The sequence below is a fragment of the Glaciibacter superstes DSM 21135 genome (genome assembly GCF_000421145.1).
Classification (GTDB): domain Bacteria; phylum Actinomycetota; class Actinomycetes; order Actinomycetales; family Microbacteriaceae; genus Cryobacterium; species Cryobacterium superstes.
This window is the reverse complement of the sequence record NZ_ATWH01000006.1, coordinates 156,719-176,304: the sequence shown is the minus strand read 5'-3', so window position 1 is coordinate 176,304 and position 19,586 is coordinate 156,719. Positions and strand designations below refer to the sequence as shown.

Annotated in this window: 19 protein-coding genes; 16 read left to right on the top strand and 3 right to left on the bottom strand. The window is 63.8% G+C overall.

Features of this window, described 5'->3' with window-relative positions; all coding sequences use genetic code 11:
* Nucleotides 1-20: 20 nt before the first annotated feature.
* The 11 genes from pdxS (at nt 21) to K323_RS0110045 (ending at nt 10,657) form a co-directional block, all read left to right on the top strand.
* Nucleotides 21-923, top strand: coding sequence for a pyridoxal 5'-phosphate synthase lyase subunit PdxS (gene pdxS / locus K323_RS0110095; RefSeq protein WP_022885168.1), 903 nt, complete (start codon nt 21-23; stop codon nt 921-923).
* Nucleotides 924-960: 37 nt separating this feature from the next.
* Complete coding sequence (gene pdxT / locus K323_RS0110090; protein WP_022885167.1) at nt 961-1,554, top strand: pyridoxal 5'-phosphate synthase glutaminase subunit PdxT; 594 nt, start codon at nt 961-963, stop codon at nt 1,552-1,554.
* Between the two features lie 90 nt (nt 1,555-1,644).
* Nucleotides 1,645-2,409 (top strand): YebC/PmpR family DNA-binding transcriptional regulator, encoded by a 765-nt coding sequence (locus K323_RS0110085; protein WP_022885166.1) that lies wholly within the window; start codon nt 1,645-1,647, stop codon nt 2,407-2,409.
* Between the two features lie 5 nt (nt 2,410-2,414).
* Nucleotides 2,415-3,020, top strand: a complete 606-nt coding sequence (gene ruvC, locus K323_RS0110080; RefSeq protein WP_022885165.1) for a crossover junction endodeoxyribonuclease RuvC — start codon at nt 2,415-2,417, stop codon at nt 3,018-3,020.
* Nucleotides 3,017-3,652: a Holliday junction branch migration protein RuvA gene (gene ruvA, locus K323_RS0110075; protein WP_022885164.1), complete on the top strand. Its 636-nt coding sequence runs from the start codon at nt 3,017-3,019 to the stop codon at nt 3,650-3,652. The genes ruvC and ruvA overlap by 4 nt, the downstream gene beginning before the upstream one ends.
* The gene (gene ruvB, locus K323_RS0110070; protein ID WP_022885163.1) at nt 3,649-4,737 is read left to right on the top strand and encodes a Holliday junction branch migration DNA helicase RuvB; all 1,089 of its coding nucleotides are present in this window, start codon (nt 3,649-3,651) and stop codon (nt 4,735-4,737) included. The genes ruvA and ruvB overlap by 4 nt, the downstream gene beginning before the upstream one ends.
* 76 nt (nt 4,738-4,813) lie before the next feature.
* Nucleotides 4,814-5,212, top strand: coding sequence for a preprotein translocase subunit YajC (gene yajC / locus K323_RS0110065; protein WP_022885162.1), 399 nt, complete (start codon nt 4,814-4,816; stop codon nt 5,210-5,212).
* Nucleotides 5,213-5,274: 62 nt separating this feature from the next.
* On the top strand, nt 5,275-6,993 hold the full coding sequence (gene secD / locus K323_RS0110060; RefSeq protein ID WP_022885161.1) for a protein translocase subunit SecD: 1,719 nt from the start codon (nt 5,275-5,277) through the stop codon (nt 6,991-6,993).
* Complete coding sequence (gene secF, locus K323_RS0110055) at nt 6,993-8,018, top strand: protein translocase subunit SecF (RefSeq protein WP_022885160.1); 1,026 nt, start codon at nt 6,993-6,995, stop codon at nt 8,016-8,018. Before secD ends, secF begins: the two co-directional genes overlap by 1 nt.
* Nucleotides 8,015-8,323, top strand: a complete 309-nt coding sequence (locus K323_RS0110050; RefSeq protein ID WP_022885159.1) for a rhodanese-like domain-containing protein — start codon at nt 8,015-8,017, stop codon at nt 8,321-8,323. Before secF ends, K323_RS0110050 begins: the two co-directional genes overlap by 4 nt.
* 75 nt (nt 8,324-8,398) lie before the next feature.
* Nucleotides 8,399-10,657, top strand: coding sequence for a RelA/SpoT family protein (locus K323_RS0110045; protein WP_022885158.1), 2,259 nt, complete (start codon nt 8,399-8,401; stop codon nt 10,655-10,657).
* 11 nt (nt 10,658-10,668) lie between these two features.
* Here the strand turns inward: K323_RS0110045 and K323_RS25305 are convergent, their stop codons facing one another.
* The 3 genes from K323_RS25305 to K323_RS0110030 all read right to left on the bottom strand — a co-directional run bounded on the left by K323_RS25305 (nt 10,669) and on the right by K323_RS0110030 (nt 13,584).
* On the bottom strand, nt 10,669-11,265 hold the full coding sequence (locus K323_RS25305) for a type IV toxin-antitoxin system AbiEi family antitoxin (RefSeq protein WP_022885157.1): 597 nt from the start codon (nt 11,263-11,265) through the stop codon (nt 10,669-10,671).
* A gap of 132 nt (nt 11,266-11,397) precedes the next feature.
* Entirely contained in the window at nt 11,398-12,630 is a 1,233-nt protein-coding gene (locus K323_RS0110035; protein WP_026851498.1) for a DUF349 domain-containing protein, read from the bottom strand.
* A 147-nt stretch (nt 12,631-12,777) separates the two neighbouring features.
* The gene (locus K323_RS0110030) at nt 12,778-13,584 is read right to left on the bottom strand and encodes a peptidylprolyl isomerase (RefSeq protein ID WP_022885155.1); all 807 of its coding nucleotides are present in this window, start codon (nt 13,582-13,584) and stop codon (nt 12,778-12,780) included.
* A gap of 247 nt (nt 13,585-13,831) precedes the next feature.
* Here K323_RS0110030 and K323_RS0110025 point away from each other — a divergent pair, with 247 nt between their 5' ends.
* From K323_RS0110025 to alaS, 5 genes are all read left to right on the top strand, one after another.
* Nucleotides 13,832-15,172 (top strand): replication-associated recombination protein A, encoded by a 1,341-nt coding sequence (locus K323_RS0110025; protein ID WP_022885154.1) that lies wholly within the window; start codon nt 13,832-13,834, stop codon nt 15,170-15,172.
* Between the two features lie 184 nt (nt 15,173-15,356).
* Nucleotides 15,357-15,986, top strand: a complete 630-nt coding sequence (gene rpsD / locus K323_RS0110020; protein WP_022885153.1) for a 30S ribosomal protein S4 — start codon at nt 15,357-15,359, stop codon at nt 15,984-15,986.
* 115 nt (nt 15,987-16,101) lie between these two features.
* Complete coding sequence (locus K323_RS0110015; RefSeq protein WP_022885152.1) at nt 16,102-16,506, top strand: DUF948 domain-containing protein; 405 nt, start codon at nt 16,102-16,104, stop codon at nt 16,504-16,506.
* Nucleotides 16,507-16,578: 72 nt separating this feature from the next.
* Nucleotides 16,579-16,800 (top strand): hypothetical protein, encoded by a 222-nt coding sequence (locus K323_RS0110010; RefSeq protein WP_022885151.1) that lies wholly within the window; start codon nt 16,579-16,581, stop codon nt 16,798-16,800.
* A gap of 113 nt (nt 16,801-16,913) precedes the next feature.
* Nucleotides 16,914-19,586 carry an alanine--tRNA ligase gene (gene alaS / locus K323_RS0110005; protein ID WP_022885150.1) on the top strand — a complete coding sequence of 891 codons (2,673 nt, stop codon included), beginning with the start codon at nt 16,914-16,916 and terminating at the stop codon, nt 19,584-19,586.

Genomic DNA, 19,586 nt, shown 5'->3' with positions numbered 1-19,586 from the left:
GCAAGGAATAGAATCAAACAATGACCGACACCACTTCTTCCCAGCAGTTCGGCTCCAGCCGTGTCAAACGCGGCCTGGCTGAAATGCTGAAGGGCGGCGTCATTATGGACGTCGTCACCGCAGAACAGGCACGCATCGCAGAAGACGCCGGCGCCGTCGCCGTCATGGCACTTGAGCGCGTACCGGCAGACATCCGTTCACAGGGCGGAGTCGCCCGCATGAGTGACCCAGACCTGATCGAGGCCATCATCGCCGAGGTCTCCATCCCCGTGATGGCGAAGGCCCGTATCGGTCACTTCGTCGAAGCGCAGGTTCTCCAGGCGCTCGACGTCGACTACATCGACGAGTCAGAGGTGCTGAGCCCCGCCGACTACGTCAACCACATCGACAAGTGGGAGTTCACCGTTCCGTTCGTCTGCGGTGCGACCAACCTTGGCGAAGCCCTCCGCCGCATCAACGAGGGTGCAGCGATGATTCGCTCGAAGGGCGAGGCCGGCACGGGCGACGTCTCAGAGGCCACGAAGCACATCCGAAAGATCAAGGGCGAGATCGCAGCCCTCTCTTCGATGAGCAAAGACGAACTCTACGTCGCAGCCAAGGAGCTCCAGGCTCCGTATGAACTCGTCGTGGAGATCGCCGAGACCGGCAAGCTCCCCGTGGTCCTGTTCACCGCGGGTGGCGTGGCAACGCCGGCCGATGCCGCAATGATGATGCAGCTCGGTGCAGACGGCGTGTTCGTCGGCTCCGGCATCTTCAAGTCCGGCAACCCGCAGCAGCGCGCCAACGCCATCGTCAAGGCCGTCACGTTCTACGACGACCCGAGCGTCATCGCCGACGTGTCCCGCGGACTCGGCGAGGCCATGGTCGGCATCAACGTCTCTGACCTCGCAGCACCGCACCGCCTGTCAGAACGTGGTTGGTGACCATTCGTGGTGACCATTCGTTCGTGACCACCCGTTCGTGACCGTCGGTGTCCTCGCCCTGCAGGGCGACTTTCGCGAGCATGCCAACGTGCTGCGCACGCTGGGGGCGGATGTCGCACTCGTTCGCCGTCCGGAGGAGCTGCACCGGGTCGACGGCCTGGTGATCCCCGGCGGCGAGTCCAGCGTGATGGACAAGCTGTCGCGCGCCTATGGGCTGGCCGATCCGCTGAAGGACGCCATCCGTGACGGACTGCCGGTGTACGGCACCTGCGCAGGACTGATCCTCCTCGCAGACACTGTGCTCGACGGCATCGCCGGGCAGCAGAGTCTCGGCGGACTGGACATCGCGGTCAGACGCAATGCGTTCGGAGCGCAGACGGCATCGTTCGAGGCCGACCTCGACATTCCGGCGGTCGGTGACACACCGGTGCACGCAGTCTTCATCCGCGCGCCCGTGGTGGAGACGGTCGGTCCTGCGGCCACGGCGCTCGCCTCGGTAGCAGACGGACGCTGTGTCGCAGTCCAGCAGGGCAACCTGCTCGGCACGTCGTTCCATCCGGAGATCACGGGGGAGTACCGATTCCACGAGTACTTCCTCCGCACCGTGGCCGACGTGCGTTTCAGAGCCTGACCTCGGCTTGAGGCTCCAGCACTGGGCCTGTTCTAGACTGGCTGGGCACCGACACTGGTGCCGATTGACGGCAACACGCATGGGAGACACATGTCCGGGCACTCCAAATGGGCGACGACGAAGCACAAGAAGGCGATCATCGACTCGCGCCGGGCCAAGTCGTTCGCCAAACTCGTCAAGAACATCGAGGTCGCCGCAAAAATGGGCGGCGCCGACCTGTCGGGCAACCCCACACTCGTCGACGCGATCCAGAAGGCCAAGAAGACTTCTGTTCCGAACGACAACATCGACCGCGCTGTCAAACGCGGAGCCGGCCTGTCCGGTGAATCCATCGAATACACGACGATCGTGTATGAGGGGTATGCCGCGCACGGCGTCGCCATGATGATCGAGTGCCTCACCGACAACAAGAACCGTGCGGCTGCCGAGGTGCGAACCGCGATGACCCGCAGCGGCGGAACCCTGGCAGACCCCGGCAGCGTTGCCTACAACTTCCATCGCAAAGGCATCGTCGTCGTTCCGCACACCGATGCCGTGACAGAAGACGACGTTCTCCTGGCCGTGATGGATGCCGGTGCGGAGGAAGTCGTCGACGAGGGAGAGACCTTCGAGGTCTTCACCGAAGCGAGTGACCTCGTGCCGACGCGTACCGCGCTGCAGGAAGCCGGCATCGACTACGATTCCGCCGACATCGCATTCGTGCCGTCGCTGAAGGTCGAAGTGGATGCTGAGACGGCGCGCAAGGTGTTCCGGCTGATCGACGCCCTCGAAGATCTCGACGATGTGCAGAACATCTACAGCAATTACGACCTCTCGCCTGAGGTGCAGGCGGAGCTCGAAGCCGACTCAGAGTAGCCGGCATGTCGGTCCGGGTACTCGGCATCGATCCCGGGCTTACGCGCTGCGGTGTCGGCATCGTCGACGTTGCCGGTAATCGGAGCGCGAGCCTCGTTGACGTCACCGTATTGCGCACAGACCCCGGTCTCCCGCTCGAACTGCGACTGTTGGCCATCAGCCGGGGTATCGAGCGCCTTCTCGACGAGCACCAGCCGTCATTTGTCGCCATCGAGCGCGTCTTCGCGCAGCACAACCTGCGCACCGTTATGGGGACCGCCCAGATCAGTGGAGTTGCCCTCCTGCTTGCCGCCCAGCGTGGTCTGCCGGTCACACTGCACACCCCCAGTGAGGTCAAAGCGGCCATCACAGGCTATGGTTCGGCTGATAAGAAGCAGGTCGGCACCATGGTGGCGCGCATCCTCGGTCTGGCAGAGGTGCCGAAACCCGCCGACGCCGCCGACGCGCTGGCGCTGGCGATCTGCCACGCCTGGCGCACCGGGGCATCCGGAGGAACGCTGCCGACCATCGGTCCAGACAACGGCGGAGGCCTCACGCCGGCCCAGAAGGCATGGCGCGCCGCGGAGCGCAGCGCCGGTTCGTCAGTGGCGCCCCGTAGTCTTAAGCGGTGATCTCTTCAGTACGCGGCACCGTCCTCTCTGCCCTCGGCACGACGGTCGTCATCGAGGTCGGGGGAGTCGGACTCGCGCTCCAGGTCACCCCGTCCACCGCGCTCTCGGTGCGGGTCGGTGAAGAGACCCGACTGACCACAACACTCGTTGTGCGCGAGGATTCGCTCACTCTGTTCGGATTCCCGACGCCGGAAGAACTGGCCGTGTTCGAGCTGCTCACCGGTGTCACCGGCGTCGGACCCAAGTCGGGCCTCGGCGTTCTTGCCGTTCTCACCCCCAGCCAGATCGCGCAGGCGGTCTCGGCGGAAGACGACGGCGTGTTCCGCAAGGTCAGCGGGATCGGTCCGAAGACGGCCAAACTCATCGTCGTCTCCCTGGCCGGAAAACTTGGCGCATTCACCGGGCAGGCGTTCGTCTCCCAGAAGGCCGCATCACCCGCGGCCAGTACCGCTGGCAGCGTGCAGGCGGCGCTCATCGGACTGGGTTGGTCGGAGAAGGTGGCGGCGCAGGTCGTCGACGAAACCATTGCTGAGACCCCGGATGCCGCTGAGCTGGCCGTGTCTGCCGTGCTCCGCCTCGCCCTTGCCAGGCTCGGACCTGCGCAGCACCAGACCGCCGGGAACCGCTCATGAGCCAGGATCGATTCACGAGCAGCGATCCTGGCACCGAACCTGGCACCGAATCTAGCGCCGACCCGTCGGTCGAATTGACCAATCCGGCCGCCACGGGCGAAGCCGAGCTCGCATTCGAAGGCGCGTTGCGCCCACAGAGCCTGGCAGAGTTCGTCGGGCAGGAGAAGGTGCGAGGTCAACTCCAACTCCTCCTCACTGCAGCATCGATGCAGCAACGAACCCCCGACCACATCCTGCTCGCCGGTCCTCCCGGGCTCGGTAAGACCACACTCGCGATGATCATCGCGCACGAAGACGACCGACCATTGCGCATGTCAAGCGGGCCGGCAATCCAGCATGCCGGTGATCTGGCGGCTGTCCTCTCGTCTCTCGTTCCCGGTGAAGTGCTCTTCATCGACGAGATCCACCGGATGGCCAGGTCGGCGGAGGAGATGCTCTATCTCGCCATGGAAGACTTCCGAATCGACATCATGGTTGGGAAGGGGGCAGGCGCGACATCCGTTCCCCTCGACCTGGCTCCGTTCACGCTTGTCGGTGCGACGACCAGATCCGGGATGCTTCCGAATCCGCTGCGCGACCGATTCGGATTTACAGCGAATCTCGAGTTCTACGCCGAGCACGAACTCGAGCGGGTACTTGCCCGGGCCGCTGCTCTTCTCCGGCTTCGGGTGGATCGTGAAGCGCTGGCGGAGATCGCGGGGCGTTGCAGGGGAACCCCTCGCATCGCGAACCGGCTGCTTCGACGGGTGCGTGACTACGCCCTGGTGAACGGGGGAGACGCGGATTTGGCTGCTGTCCACGCTGCCCTCACCCTCTACGACGTCGACGAGATCGGACTCGATCGCCTCGATCGCGAGGTCATGCAGATCATCCTCACTCGCTTCGGGGGCGGTCCGGTAGGGCTGAATACCCTGGCAGTTTCCGTGGGCGAAGAGGCCGAGACCATCGAATCGGTCGTTGAACCCTTCCTGGTACGGATAGGCTTCCTCACGCGCACTCCGCGAGGACGCGTAGCCACTCCTGAGGCGTGGCGGCACTTCGGGCTCGCCAATCCACAGGCCGGGCTCACCCTGGATGACCTATAATTCAAGCTGGTTCGCAACGATCAGCACTGTCAACTGCTGCGAATGACGCGCCGCAATCGGAAGGTTCCACAGCTTTATGCCATTTGATCCGCTGACTCTTATTATGCTCGCCGTGCTGGCGCTGCTCGTTTTTTTCATGTTCCGCAACGGACGCAAGCGCAAGAGGGACCAGGAAGAACTGCAGTCCACGATTGTCGCCGGCGCCGATGTAATGACCAACTTCGGTCTGTACGGCACGATTGTGTCGATCGATGAGGAGAACAACAAGGCCGTTCTCGAGATCGCCCCTGGCACCTTCATCACGCTCCACCGTCAGACCATCGCACGTGTTGTGGACCCCGTCGTCGACGAGCCGGTTGCCGTCGGCGATGCCGATGGCGACAACCTCGATGCCGGTGAGCCCGAATTCGGCGAGCGCACCGCAAACGAGCTGGGTGAGTCGCCAGACGACGAGCCCCGCAAAGGTGACGCGTAACCAATCCACATCCGTGCTCGCGCCGCTAGGCGCGGGCGCGAGCAGAGAAAGCTGAGTTCCTGGTGGCAAAGTCGACCCCGGCCAAAAAAGCCTGGCGTTCCCTGACCTGGTTGGGTGTGTTGATCGTCGGCCTGATCGGCCTGAACCTCACCGGTGTACTGACCGGGGGCGGCTCGTGGGCACCGAAGCTCGCGCTCGACCTCGAGGGTGGAACCCAGATCATTCTCGCGGCCGAGACGTCGGGTGGGCAATCGATCTCGGGCGAACAGCTCGACCAGGCCGTCTCGATCATCCGTCAGCGTGTCGACGCCTCCGGCGTCTCTGAAGCCGAGATCAACACCCAGGGCGGGCAGAACATCGTCGTCTCCATTCCAGGAGAGGTCGACGAGGAGACCCGCAACCGTATCGAAGCAAGCGCGAAGCTGGAGTTCCGTCCGGTGCTCGTTGCCGCCCAGCCGTCAGCACAGAGTGTGGGAGAAGACGGAACGGCAACCCCTGCTCCGACACCGGACCCCGGCCTGGCGACCACGCCGTCTGTCAGCCCGACTGATGCGAGTGACATGAACCAGATCACTCCGGCGCTCCAGGCAGAGTACGACGCATTCGACTGCGCAAACGTCGACAGCACGGTGGTCGCGCCCGCTGACGAACCGCTCGTCACCTGCGAGGTGGATGGTTCGATCAAGTACATCCTCGGACCGGTGGAGGTCAGCGGCGAGAACATTGCAGATGCCACCAATGGCCAGGTTCAGACTCAGACCGGCGCAACCACCGGTGAATGGGCCGTCAACATCGTCTTCGACGGTACGGGCACCAAGGCCTTCGCCGAGGTCACCACACGACTTGCCGGATTGCAGGGTGCGCAGAACCAGTTCGCCATCGTCCTCGACGGCAGCGTCATCTCCGCTCCGCGCACGCTGGCCGTGATCACGGACGGAAAGCCGCAGATCACCGGAAGCTTCACGCAGGACACCTCGAAAGTTCTCGCCGACCAGCTGAAGTTCGGCGCGCTGCCGCTCAGCTTCACCGTGCAGAGCTCAGACACGATCTCGGCCACGTTGGGTTCTTCCCAGTTGCAGAGCGGAATCATCGCCGGAATCATCGGTCTCATCCTGGTCGGCATCTATACCCTGTTCCAGTACCGTCTGCTCGGTATGGTGACGCTGGCCTCGCTGGTCGTCGCCGCTGTGCTCACCTACCTCGTGATCGCCATCATGTCGTGGCGGGAGGGCTACCGGCTCTCCCTGGCCGGTGTGGCCGGACTGATCGTGGCTATCGGGTTCACGGCAGACTCCTTCATCATTTACTTCGAACGTGTGCGGGATGAGTTACGCGACGGGCGCGGACTCGAATCCGCGGTGGAGGCGGGCTGGAAACGGGCGCTTCGAACGGTATACGCGGCCAAGGGCACCAACCTGCTTGCAGCGGTTGTGCTGTATATTCTCGCGGTCGGAAACGTGAAGGGCTTCGCGTTCACACTCGGGGTCACGACGGTCATCGACGTGCTCGTCGTGATCATCTTCACCCACCCGATGCTGCAGTTGCTTGCGCAGACCAGATTCTTCAGCAGCGGGCATCCGTTGTCAGGACTTGACCCCAACGCGCTCGGTGCCGTCTATCGCGGTCGCGCTGAGTTCCGCAAGCCCGTCAGCCTGCCGGCAGGCAAGGCGGCGTCCAGCGCCAGGGAAGCGGCAAAACGGAAGACGATCGCGGAACGCAAGGCCGAGCTCGCGAGCAGCGCTGCCGGGCCGAGTACCAAGAACGACGGGAAGGATTCCTGATGGCCGCCGGTTTCACCAACTTCGGTAACCACCTCTACACCGGAGAGCGGTCGTTCGACTTCATCGGCAAGCGCCGCATCTGGTATGTGATCGCTTCGGTGATGATCATCGTCTCGATCCTCATTCCAATCGTCAAGGGCGGCTTCAACTTCGGTATCGAGTTCCGTGGCGGGTCGCAGTTCCAGATCTCCAGCATCGCTGAACAGCCGACCCAGCAGCCGGCAATCGATGCGGTCGCAGACATCGTGCCGGAGGCAGTGGCCAGGGTAACGACTGTCGGCGACAGTGGCGTCCGCGTTCAGACCGACCAGCTGACCGACGACCAAACCAGGGCGCTGACGAAGGAATTGGCCACTACCTACGATGTTCCGGAGACCGAGGTCGCCACCTCGTTCATCGGTGCAACATGGGGCGCTGATGTCACCAGACAGGCTATCCAGGGCCTGGTCGCGTTCCTGTTGATCGCGGCCGTGCTGATGGCGCTGTACTTCCGCACTTGGAAGATGTCAGTTGCGGCACTCGTCTCGCTCCTGCACGACCTCATCATCACGGCAGGGGTGTATGCCCTGATCGGGTTCGAAATCACTCCGGCGGCGATGATCGGCTTCCTGACAATCCTCGGGTATTCGTTGTACGACACGGTGGTGGTGTTCGACAAGATCAGGGAGAACACGGCGGAGGATGCGAGCAGCACGCGTCGAACCTTCGGGGAGTCCGTGAACCTGGCGGTGAACCAGACCCTGGTGCGCTCGATCAACACCGGTATCGTCGCAGCTCTCCCGGTGGCGTCGATCCTCTTCATCGGCGCATTCGCGTTCGGTGCAGACACGCTGAGAGACATCTCCGTGGCGCTCCTGATCGGAATCCTGGTCGGCACCTACTCGACCATCTACATCGGTGCGCCGCTCTACGCCCACTTCCGTGAGGGCGAGCCGGCCATTCGTAAGCACGACCTCCGCGCGCAGGCGGCCAAAACAAAAGCCGCCGACTCTGCCGACGCTGAGGCCGCGGAAGTCACGGCGTGACCAGCGCCCTGGAAGCTCCGGATGCAGTGCGTCTCGTCGGCGACGGCAGCGTTTGGCTGCTTGACGTGCGCGAAGGCTGGGAGTGGAACGCGGGCCACGCCGGCAGCGCGCACCATATTCCCATGGGCGAACTCCAGGCGCGGCAGGACGAGCTTCCTTCCAAGGGAACCATCGCTGTGATCTGTCATACCGGCCAACGCTCGCGCCTGGTGACCGATGCACTGCTTGGTGCGGGGTACACGACAGTCAACGTCGACGGCGGAATGGATGCCTGGAAACTCGCTGGTGGGGATGTTGCTGCCTGAACGGGCGATAATTGGCTAGTGGTGGGAGCGAGCGCGAACACCATCGGCGACGTACCGCGGAAATGAGGTGAGGCCATGACGGAGACGACAACGCCCTCCGCTGCGTCACTGCGCCGCCTCGTTCCCCGCATCTTCTCCCGCGCGCAGCCGGCCGGGGCGGTCGACACGCTGATCAAGACCGTGCGCGTGCACCATCCCAAGGTGGACCTGTCGGTGATCGAGCGTGCGTACACCGCAGCCGAACGCGCCCACGATGGCCAGAAACGCCGAAGTGGCGAGCCGTACATCACCCACCCCGTCGCCGTCGCCCAGATCCTTGCCGATCTCGGTATCGGGCCGAAGACGGTGGCGGCAGCGCTGTTGCACGACACCGTCGAAGACACCGAGTACACGCTCGACGAGGTGCGTACCGATTTCGGTGATGAGATCGCGATGCTCGTCGACGGCGTCACCAAGCTCGACAAGGTCAAGTACGGAGACAGTACCCAGGCCGAGACCGTCCGCAAGATGATCGTTGCCATGTCCAAGGACATCCGGGTACTGATCATCAAGCTCGCGGACCGTCTGCACAACGCGCGAACCTGGGGATTCGTACCGGCCGAATCTGCCGCTCGAAAGGCAACAGAGACCCTCGAGATCTATGCACCGCTTGCGCATCGCCTGGGAATCCAAACCATCAAGTGGGAACTCGAAGACCTCTCATTCGCCGTGCTGTATCCCAAGCTGTACGCCGAGATCGAGAGCCTGGTCAAACAACGAACACCGCAACGCGAGGAGTTCGTTCAGCAGGTGATCGACTCCATCAACGACGATCTCAAGGCGGCGAAGATCCGTGGCAAGGTCGCGGGGCGACCGAAGCAGTTCTACTCGATCTACCAAAAAATGGTGGTGCGGGGCCGGGAGTTCGATGAGATCTACGACCTCGTCGGGATCCGTGTCCTGGTGAACTCCGTGCGCGACTGTTATGCCGTGCTCGGTGCCATCCACGCCAGATGGACACCGTTGCCCGGCCGCTTCAAGGACTACATCGCGACACCGAAGTTCAACCTTTACCAGTCGCTTCACACCACGGTTCTCGGACCAAGCGGCCGGCCGGTTGAGATCCAGATCCGTACGCAGGAGATGCACCAGCGTGCGGAGTTCGGCGTCGCCGCCCACTGGAAATATAAAGAACAGGTCAACGGCAGGAGCGCCGGCCCAGGCCCCGGTCCACAGAGCGACACCGATATGGCCTGGCTGGCTCATATCTCCGACTGGCAGGCAGAGACGGCAGACCCGGGCGAGTTCCTCGACTCGCTTCGTTACGAGATCGGAGCCAAGGAGGTCTACGTCTTTACGCCGAAGGGACGGGTCATCGGCCTGCCGAACGGTGCAACCCCTGTCGACTTCGCCTACGCCGTGCACACCGAGGTCGGACACCGCACGATGGGCTCGAAGGTCAACGGTCGCCTGGTGCCGTTGGAAAGCACGCTGAACACCGGTGATGTCGTCGAGGTGTTCACCTCCAAGAACCCAGATTCAGGGCCGAGCCAGGACTGGCTGAACTTCGTCAAGAGCCCGAGGGCGCGCAACAAGATTCGCCAATGGTTTACCAAGGAACGCCGTGACGAGGCGATCGAGCAGGGCAGGGATGCGATAGCCAGGGCAATGCGCAAGCAGAACCTGCCACTGCAGAAGCTGATGAACCAGGACTCCTTCGCCGAGGTGGCGGCGTTGATGAAGTATGAGGACGTCTCGGCACTCTACGCTGCCGTCGGCGAGGGCCACGTTTCAACGCAGTCGGTGCTGGAGAAGGTCGTCACGTCTGTGCAGAGCGTCGACGAGAGCGAGGGCGCCGATCTGCCGGTTGCGCCACGCGGACGCACACAGACGCTGCGGGGCAGCGACTCAGGGGTGCTGGTACGTGGAGCACCCGACATCCTGGTCAAGCTCGCCCGTTGCTGTACGCCCGTGCCCGGCGACAAGGTCGTGGGGTTCGTCACCCGCGGCTCCGGTGTCTCCGTGCACCAGGCATCCTGCCACAATGTGCAGGACCTCCTGAAAGAGCCGGAACGGATGATTGAGGTCGAGTGGGCTCCGACCTCGAAGAGCCTCTTCCTGGTGCAGATCCAGATCGAGGCGCTCGACCGCTCTGGGCTGCTCTCCGATGTCACTCGTGTGCTAAGCGAGCATCACGTCAATATCCTCTCGGCTACTGTGACCACCTCGAGCAACCGTCTCGCCGTCAGCAGGTTCGTGTTCGAGATGGGCGACACCACTCACCTCGACCGGGTGTTGAACGCTGTGCGCAGGATCGATGCCGTGTACGACGTCTATCGGGTCAACGACGGTTAACGACACGACGGCTAACGACACGACGCACCAGGCTCGCCATTCGGGGACGGCATCCGGCCAGCCGCGATCATAGCTGCAGACAGGCGCGCCCGGGCCATCGCCCGGCTGCGCTGAGTTCCCTGCTGGGTCCTCCCGTCGATGTCGTCGGTTACGCCGGGCCAACGGCGCGCCAGCAGCGTCGCCATCGCGAGAATCGCCCTGTCGTCGGGCACGGACTCGTTCCTGGCGAGGTCGACGATAGTGCGCACCGGCGTCGTCACCCGCGTTCCACCGAGGTTCTGCAGGTCGGTCGGGGCACAACGCAGTTCCCTGAGCAGGTACCGCGCTGAGGTATGGACGGCCACGCGTGCGTGCGGGCTCACAAAGAACTGGTGGCGTGTCGGTTCCTGGCACGCGCCGTAGATCCAGGCGGCGGTCAGGCATTCTGCGATGGCGCGGGAGGGGACGAGAAGTCCGGCTGCCCTGGCACGCATCTCCTGTCCTTCGATCTCGTCGATGGGGCACCAGCCGTCGCCCAGCGAGAAGACTTCCCCGTCGAGCCTCGCGCTTCCCAGCTCGGCGAGCGGGAGGTCTGCCGTTGTCAACACGGATGGGAGCCGGTACGTCATGACCCCAGCATGCCTGCGTCGACGGGTCGCATCAGGCGGCATCCGTCGATCTGTGGACAGACGACGTCTCGACGGACCTGTGGATAGGCGGTGCGCTGAGATGCCGGCGCACCGGAATGCAGCCGAGTTCTGCTACTGGCCGATTGCCTTGAGCCACGCCTTCCGTGCTTCGAGGGCCTCGGTCGCCTCCGCGATAACCGAGGCGTTCTTTCCCGCCTGTGCTTCCTTCAGCTCGGCTTCCAGCTTGACAATTGCGTCCTGGAGCTGGCCGGCGAGGCCGTCTGCCCTGGCCTTGGTCTCCGGGTTATTGCGCTTCCAGTGATCATCGTCGAGCTTCCGGACGGCATTCTCAACTTTGCGCAGACGATCTTCGATCACCTTGACCTGGTCGCGAGGAACCTTTCCGATCTCATCCCAGCGGCGCTGGATGGAGGTCAGTGTCGTGCGGGCCTTCGTGCGGTCGGTTTCCGGCAGCAATGCTTCGGCTTCGGTGACGAGCTCGAGCTTTTGCTCCAGGTTGCCGGTGAACTCTTCGTTCTCGATGGCGTCGATCTCGGACTTCGCGGCGAACAAGACATCTCCGGCGGCCTTGAACTTCGCCCACATCGCGTCGTCCTGCTTCTTGCCGGAGCGGCCTGCGAGCTTCCACTCATCGAGGAGAGCGCGGTAGGCAGGAATGCCATCTGGTCCATTGGGGGCCAGTGCCTCCGCTTGTTCGATGAGCTGCTGCTTACGATTTCGAACGTCTTTGTGGGCACTGTCGAGTTCGGCGAAGAACGCCTTGCGATTCGACTCGATGGTGGTGCGCGCCGCTCGGAACCGCTTCCAGAGTTCGTTCGCCTCCCCCTTGGGGATGCGCGGCGCCTCGTGCTGGTGGGCCTGCCACCTGGCGAAGAGGGCGTCGAGAGCGGCGGAGGCCTGCTTCCACTGGGTCTTCGCCGGGTCTTCGGCCGCGAGTTTCTCGGCTTCCTCCACGATGGTGCGTCGGTCGGCCACCGCCGCCTCTGTGGCCGCCTTCGCTTCCGCCGACTGCTGTTCAGTCAGCTCGGTCACGGTTCCGCCGAGAGCCCCGAGTCGTTCGGCCAATGCAGGGAGGTTGCCCACCGCATTGGCCGTCGCAATCGTGCCGGCGAGGTGAGCGACAGCTTTCGCAATATCCGCGGCGGGAGCACCTCCGCGCGCGCGTTGTTCGAGCAGGGTGACCTGGCCGTTCAACTCGACGTACTTGCGCTCGAAGTACGCCAGCGCCTCCTCGGGGGTTGCGTCCGGGTACTGCCCGACGGCACGTTCGCCGTCGCCTTCGCGCACATACACCGTGCCGGTTTCATCGACGCGACCCCATGGTTGCTGATCTGTCGTAGTCAAGAGCTTCACCTTTGATTCTGTCGTGTCCCGGGCGGGCCAATACCGGCACAAGCCTATTGCAAGGCCCGTGGCGTCTTGCCCGATGCTATGGAACTGTTACCGCACGCAGCGGGATATCTGTGATCGTCACAGCCCGTGCGCGGAGGATTACTGAACTGTCACCGAGGTGATCGTCGTCGGGACGGCCGGCTTTCCGTCTGTGCCACCGCCCTGGATGCCGGCGTCGACGACCGTGGACTTCAGCTGGTCGAGTCCGCTCGTAATGTGGCCGAGAACGGTGTATCCGCCGGCGTCGTCAGAGCTGATGGTGGTGTCGTCGTAGACGATGAAGAACTGGCTGCCCATGCTGTAGCCGTTGCCACCCTGGCGGGCCATCGCAATCGTGCCGGCGGGGTAGAGGTCATCGGTCGGCGCATTTTCAACGGGGCCGTAACTGTATCCAGGGCCCCCTGACCCGTCGCCCTTTGGATCGCCGCACTGCAGCACCGAGAATCCGCCGTTGGTGAGTCGGTGGCAGGAGACTCCGTCGTAGAAGCCAGTCTGGATGAGGTCAACCGTCGAGGCGACTCCCTGTGGCGCGAGCGCTCCGTCGAGTTCGAATTCCAGCGGAACGTCGTTCAGTGTGAGGGTGCCGTTCCAGGTTCGGTTCTCGGCCAGGTCGACCGGTGGCACGTCACCAGAGTTCGCTCCGGGAGGGGCGGAGGGCGTCGCCGTCGGCATCGGTGTGGCGGATGCCGAGGCGGTCGGTGCCGGCGTGCCAGGGCCACCGTTGAAGAAGAACAGCTGCGCACCGACGGCGACGACCAGAACCACAGCGAGGCCCACAGCGGCGAGGACGTTGTCTCTGATTCGCCGCTTCTGCTGGTGCTCATGCACGGCACGCCTCGCCTGGTAACCGCGTACCCTGGCACGTGCCTCGCGCGCTTGGCGGTCCTGCTTGTTGTTCGGTGCCACGTCGATCCTCCAGATCGCCCCACGGATATTCCCATTGCGGTGTACACAGTGCGGTGTTCGCGCAGCGGTATCCACACTGCGGTGTTCGCGCAGCGGTATTCATAAGCGGCGCGCAGGCGTGGGATGTCGAGCCGCCCTGGCCGGGGCCAGTCTGAACTCTACGCAACCCACTCATGCCGGACAAAACTGCCACGCGGGTTAACACTGCGGAAAGTGGAGTGTCAGCGGTTCAAACTACGCTGGGGGGATGGTTGATGCTCAACTCGGTCTGCGCAGTGGCGCGACGCCACTCGCCGTGCGGATGCGACCGAAGTCGCTGGATGAGATCGCAGGCCAGCGTCATCTGCTGACGCCAGGTTCGCCGATCGTCAGCCTCGCCAGCGACAAGTCGGGGGAGCAGGGCTCTGTCTCGGTGATCCTGTGGGGTCCGCCCGGCACTGGCAAGACCACGCTGGCACAGGCCATCGCGCACAGCTCCGGACGCCGATTCGTCGAGCTGTCCGCCGTGAATGCCGGTGTGCGGGATGTCCGCCAGGTCATGGAGGAGGCCAGGACCAGCCGCGACCTGTATGGCCTGTCGACCGTCCTGTTCCTCGACGAGATTCACCGGTTCAGCAAGGCTCAGCAGGACGCACTGCTTCCCGGCGTGGAGAACGGGGTGATCATCCTCGTCGCCGCCACCACCGAGAACCCGTCGTTCTCGGTGATCTCGCCACTGCTGTCGCGTTCCCTGCTCCTCACTCTGGAGACGTTGAGCGACGACGACCTGGGGGTGGTCGTCGATCGTGCGGTGACCGACCCGCGAGGACTAGCCGAGCGCTTTGTGCTCGACCCCGATGCGAGGGCCGCGATCATCCGGCTCGCTTCCGGCGATGCACGCCGCGCCCTGACCGCGCTGGAGGCGGCATCCGTCTCCGCGGCATCCGGAGAATCCACTTCAGCTGAGAAGCCGGTCATCACCACCCAGATCGTGTCGCTTGCCGTCGACCGTGCTCTACTACGGTATGACCGCAACGGCGACGAGCACTACGACGTCATCAGCGCGTTCATCAAGTCGGTGCGCGGGTCGGATGTCGACGCGTCCCTCCACTACCTCGCGCGAATGATTGAAGCGGGAGAAGACCCGCGTTTCATCGCACGACGAATCATCGTGCTGGCCTCTGAAGACATCGGCATGGCAGATCCGCAGGCTCTCGTCATCGCGGTCGCCGCTGCAGACGCTGTGCAGTTGATCGGGATGCCGGAGGGGCGCATTCCGCTCGCGCAGGCGGTTGTTCACCTGGCAACGGCGCCGAAGTCCAATGCCTCATACAAGGCGCTGGATGCCGCGATCGCCGACGTGCGCGCCGGCAAGATCGGCCGCATCCCCAAGCATCTCCGCGATGCCCACTATTCCGGTGCGAAGCGCCTCGGGCACGGCAAGGCTTACCAATACCCGCACAACGATGCGCTCGGCGTTCTCGCCCAGCAGTATGCGCCAGACGAGTTGACGTCCGCGAGATACTACGAGCCGACCGAGCACGGCAACGAACGCGAGGTTTCAGCGAGGCTGGTGAAATTGCGACGCATCATCCACGGGCAGGCGTGAGGCCATACCCTGTGATAGTCTGATCGCTGCCTACAACCGGGTTTGGCGTGCGGCTGCGTCCACATCCGGGTTGAAGAGGATTCGCCCTGTAGCCGGGCGGCCCACGGCAACACCCCTCTGACTTTCCCCGGCGCACAATTGTGCCCGCGGACCTCCATTGTTTCAGTTCCACCGAAAGGACACCGTGTCTACCAAGTCACGTACCCGCAGCAAGACTCGTCTCTCCCGTGCACTCGGCATCGCCCTGACGCCCAAGGCAGCCAAGTACCTGGAGAAGCGTCCGTATGCTCCGGGCGAGCACGGCCGAAGCAAGCGCAAGGCTGACTCCGACTACGCTGTACGCCTGCGCGAGAAGCAGCGACTGCGCGCTCAGTACGGAATTCGCGAAGCTCAGTTGAAGATCGCCTTCCAGGAGGCGCGTCGCAGCCAGGGCCTGACCGGTGAAAACCTGGTTGAGATCCTTGAGACCCGCCTTGACGCGCTGGTCGTTCGTGCCGGTTTCGCCCGCACGACCGCCCAGGCCCGCCAGATGGTCGTTCACCGCCACATCCTGGTTGACGGCCAACTGGTCGATCGCCCCTCGTTCCGCTTGAAGCCGGGCCAGCTCATCCACGTCAAGGCCAAGAGCGAGGGCATGGAGCCGTTCCAGGTTGCCGCCGCCGGCGGTCACGTCGACGTGCTTCCGAAGGTTCCTGCTTACCTCGAGGTTGAACTCGACAAGCTGCAGGCGCGGCTCGTGCGTCGCCCGAAGCGTGCAGAGGTCCCCGTGACCTGTGAAGTCCAGCTCGTCGTCGAGTACTACGCAGCGCGCTAGTCGTTCAACTACGCTTGAGGGCGGGCCATCCATCGGATGGTCCGCCCTTTGCTTTCACCGCAGCAGTCGCATGCACACGCAACGCATGCAAAAAATGGAATGGACGGTGTTGTTTATGTCAGGTGGAGATATCGCCGGACTCATCGCCGCGGGTGTTTTTGCCGTGCTGGTCGGCCTTCTCGCGATTCCCCTGTTGAAACTGGGCCGCGTCTTCGACCAGACCACGGAAGCGATCAAGGACACCAGCCAGAACATCACCCCGCTGCTGGAAGAGACGACGACGACGGTGCGGGAGACCAACAAACAGTTGGCCAGGATCGATACCATCACCGGCCATGTCGCCGATGTCACCGGCAATGTGTCTGCGCTCGTCGCGTTGTTCGCGGCGACTGTCGGTGGCCCGCTGATCAAACTCGCCGGGTTCTCGGCGGCGGTCAGGGCAGCGTTCCGCACCGCAAAGCCATCAGGTACGAGAACTGCGGGTGGCCGGGCATCCGGTTCCAAACGCGCACGAGGCTAGCCACTACGCTTGGACGGATGCCGTCAACGCTCCGTTACAGCGGCCGGCAGGATCTGGAACAGGAGAATTCCCATGAAGAACTTTCTTTGGCTGGTAGTCGGAGTCGCGGTCGGGTTCGTTGTTGCGCACGAAGCGAATAAGACCAGGGAGGGCCAGCGATTCTTTGCTGACCTCGACACAAAGGCCCGCGAGTTCGGCGAAGCCATCTCAGACGGCTACCGGCAGCGCGAGGCCGAACTCCGCGCAGCGCTCGGTGACGCGGAAGACACCATCGAAGAACTCTCGAGCAAATAGCACAGCCCAATAGCCCGGGGTCCAAATAGCCCGGGTCGGCCACGGCCAGCACACAACTTCCATCCAGACACCACTCCCATCCACCGAACGACTCCACCCGAACGACGGAACACATGCAGACTGCTGACATTCGCGGGCGCTGGCTCGACTTCTTCGCCGAACGCGGCCACACCGTTGTGCCTTCGGCATCGCTGGTGAGCGACGATCCCACCCTGCTCTTCACCGTCGCCGGCATGGTGCCGTTCGTGCCATACCTCACTGGGCTCGTTCCTGCGCCGTACCCGCGGGCCACCAGCGTGCAGAAGTGCATTCGCACCAACGACATCGAAGAGGTGGGCAAGACGCCTCGCCACGGAACGTTCTTCCAGATGGCGGGTAACTTCTCCTTCGGCGACTACTTCAAGGAGCAGGCGATCGGCTACGCCTGGGAGCTCCTCACGACACCGGAATCCGTAGGCGGCTACGGCTTCGACGAGAAGGACCTCTGGGTCACGATCTACCTCGACGACGACGACGCCTTCCGGTACTGGCGGGCCATCGGCGTTCCGGAGAATCGCATCCAGCGGCTCGGCAAGGAGTCGAATTACTGGTCTACCGGTCAGCCGGGGCCGGCCGGGCCCTGCTCGGAGATCTTCTTCGACAGGGGACCGTCATACGGGGCAGACGGAGGACCGGCGACGGATGACGACCGTTACGTCGAAATCTGGAACCTGGTGTTCATGCAGTACCTGCGCGGCGAGGGAACCGGCAAGGACAACTTCGAGATCCTCGGCGATCTGCCGTCGAAGAACATCGACACCGGCATGGGTCTGGAGCGGGTCGCGTTCCTCAAGCAGGAAGCGGCGAACATGTACGAGATCGACCAGGTGCGTCCTGTGCTCGATCGAGCTTCCGAACTCTCCGGACGGCGCTATGGAGCCGACCATGAAGACGACGTGCGGATGCGTATCGTCGCCGACCATGTGCGCTCATCGCTGATGCTGATGAGCGACGGCGTTATGCCGTCGAATGAAGGTCGCGGTTACATCCTGCGCCGGCTTCTGCGCAGAAGTGTGAGGGCGATGCGTCTGCTCGGCGTCGAGGCCGCAACCTTCCCCGAATTGTTCCCTGCCTCGCGAGATGCCATGAGTGCGGCCTACCCTGGCGTCTCGGCCGACTACAACCGCATCAGCCAGGCCGCGTATGCAGAAGAGGAAACGTTCCTTCGCACACTGGCGAGTGGTTCAAGCGTGCTGGATCTCGCCGTGACAAAGACACTCGCCGTTGCCAAGACCACGGGCGCGAAGCAGGCTGAGCTGCCGGGCGACACGGCGTTCCTGTTGCACGACACCTATGGTTTCCCGATCGAGATCACCCTGGAGATGGCTGAGGAAGCCGGCCTCAGCGTGGATCGTGCTGCGTTCGACAGCTTGATGGCGAAGCAGCGTGCCCTCGCCAAAGCAGACGCAAAGGCCAAGAAGACCCATCTCGCCGACCTCTCGGTCTACAGCGCGTTCCGCGCGGCGGGAGAAACAATCTTCACCGGTTACGAGAGCTTGCAGACGGAATCGTCCATTCTCGGGCTCATCGTCGACGGGAGCTCCGTCAGCAATGCTGTGGCGGGCGAGATCGCCGAGGTCATCCTGGCCGAAACGGCGCTCTACGCCGAGTCTGGAGGGCAGGAAGCCGACGCCGGCCTGATCGTCGGTCCTGGTTATGAGCTGGAAGTACTCGACGTACAGAAGCCCGTGAAAGGGCTGATCAGCCACAAAGTCCAGGTCCGCAGCGGAGAGGTCGCCGTCGGCGACAGTGCTACCAGTGTCGTAGACGCCGACTGGCGACGCGGGGCCCGCCAGGCGCACTCCGGGACCCACATTCTGCACGCCGCGCTGCGCCAGGTCCTTGGCCCAAATGCGCACCAGTCCGGTTCGTACAACAAGGCCGGGTTCTTCCGGCTCGACTTCTCCTGGAACCAGGCGCTGTCAGCGGCGACGCGCAGCGAGATCGAGGAGATCTCCAACAACGCCATCAGGGACAACCTCGAGGTCGTCACCCGTGAGATGGCGCTTGATGATGCGAAGGCTCTCGGGGCGATGGCACTGTTCGGCGAGAAGTACGGCGATCGCGTGCGTGTCGTTGACATCGGCGGTCCATGGTCGCGGGAACTCTGTGCAGGCACGCACGTCACCGCCAGCGCCGAGATCGGCATGATCAATCTCGTGAGCGAGGCGTCTGTCGGTTCCACCAACCGCCGGGTCGAGTCACTCGTGGGCCTCGACGCCTTCCGCGACCTGGCCGCAGAACGAGCAATCGTCTCCCAGCTGACCTCCAACCTGAAGACGCCGAGGGAACAGCTGCCGGAGCGGATCAACGACCTGGTGCAGAACCTCAAGGCGGCTGAGAAGAAGATCGCCGCCTTCGAGGCGCGTGCACTCACCGATCGGGTCCCTGCGCTCGTCGGTGCGGCAAGCAGGGTCGGCCCGTTCACGCTGGTGTCCGATGAACTCGGATCCCTCGGCTCGGCAGACGACCTGCGGATGCTGGTCACCGCCACGAGGGAACGCCTCGGTAGCGACCCATCCGTTGTCGCACTCGCCGCGATCGCCGGCGACAAGCCCGTTGTCATCGTGGCCACGAACCAGGCGGCACGAGACGCGGGCCTGCGCGCCGGCGCGCTGGCGAAAGAGGCCTCGGTCGTTCTCGGCGGTGGGGGCGGGGGCAAAGACGACCTGGCACAGGGCGGTGGGCCGAACTCGGGCGCGATCTCTGCCGCACTCGCCGCCATTCGCACCGCGTTGGTTCGATAG

Coding starts and splice junctions, on each gene's coding strand:
- pdxS (WP_022885168.1), top strand. CDS start 21: ATGACCGACACCACTTCTTCCCAGCAGTTCGGCTCCAGCCGTGTCAAA.
- K323_RS0110085 (WP_022885166.1), top strand. CDS start 1,645: ATGTCCGGGCACTCCAAATGGGCGACGACGAAGCACAAGAAGGCGATC.
- ruvC (WP_022885165.1), top strand. CDS start 2,415: ATGTCGGTCCGGGTACTCGGCATCGATCCCGGGCTTACGCGCTGCGGT.
- ruvB (WP_022885163.1), top strand. CDS start 3,649: ATGAGCCAGGATCGATTCACGAGCAGCGATCCTGGCACCGAACCTGGC.
- yajC (WP_022885162.1), top strand. CDS start 4,814: ATGCCATTTGATCCGCTGACTCTTATTATGCTCGCCGTGCTGGCGCTG.
- secF (WP_022885160.1), top strand. CDS start 6,993: ATGGCCGCCGGTTTCACCAACTTCGGTAACCACCTCTACACCGGAGAG.
- K323_RS0110045 (WP_022885158.1), top strand. CDS start 8,399: ATGACGGAGACGACAACGCCCTCCGCTGCGTCACTGCGCCGCCTCGTT.
- K323_RS25305 (WP_022885157.1), bottom strand. CDS start 11,265: ATGACGTACCGGCTCCCATCCGTGTTGACAACGGCAGACCTCCCGCTC.
- K323_RS0110025 (WP_022885154.1), top strand. CDS start 13,832: ATGGTTGATGCTCAACTCGGTCTGCGCAGTGGCGCGACGCCACTCGCC.
- K323_RS0110015 (WP_022885152.1), top strand. CDS start 16,102: ATGTCAGGTGGAGATATCGCCGGACTCATCGCCGCGGGTGTTTTTGCC.
- K323_RS0110010 (WP_022885151.1), top strand. CDS start 16,579: ATGAAGAACTTTCTTTGGCTGGTAGTCGGAGTCGCGGTCGGGTTCGTT.
- alaS (WP_022885150.1), top strand. CDS start 16,914: ATGCAGACTGCTGACATTCGCGGGCGCTGGCTCGACTTCTTCGCCGAA.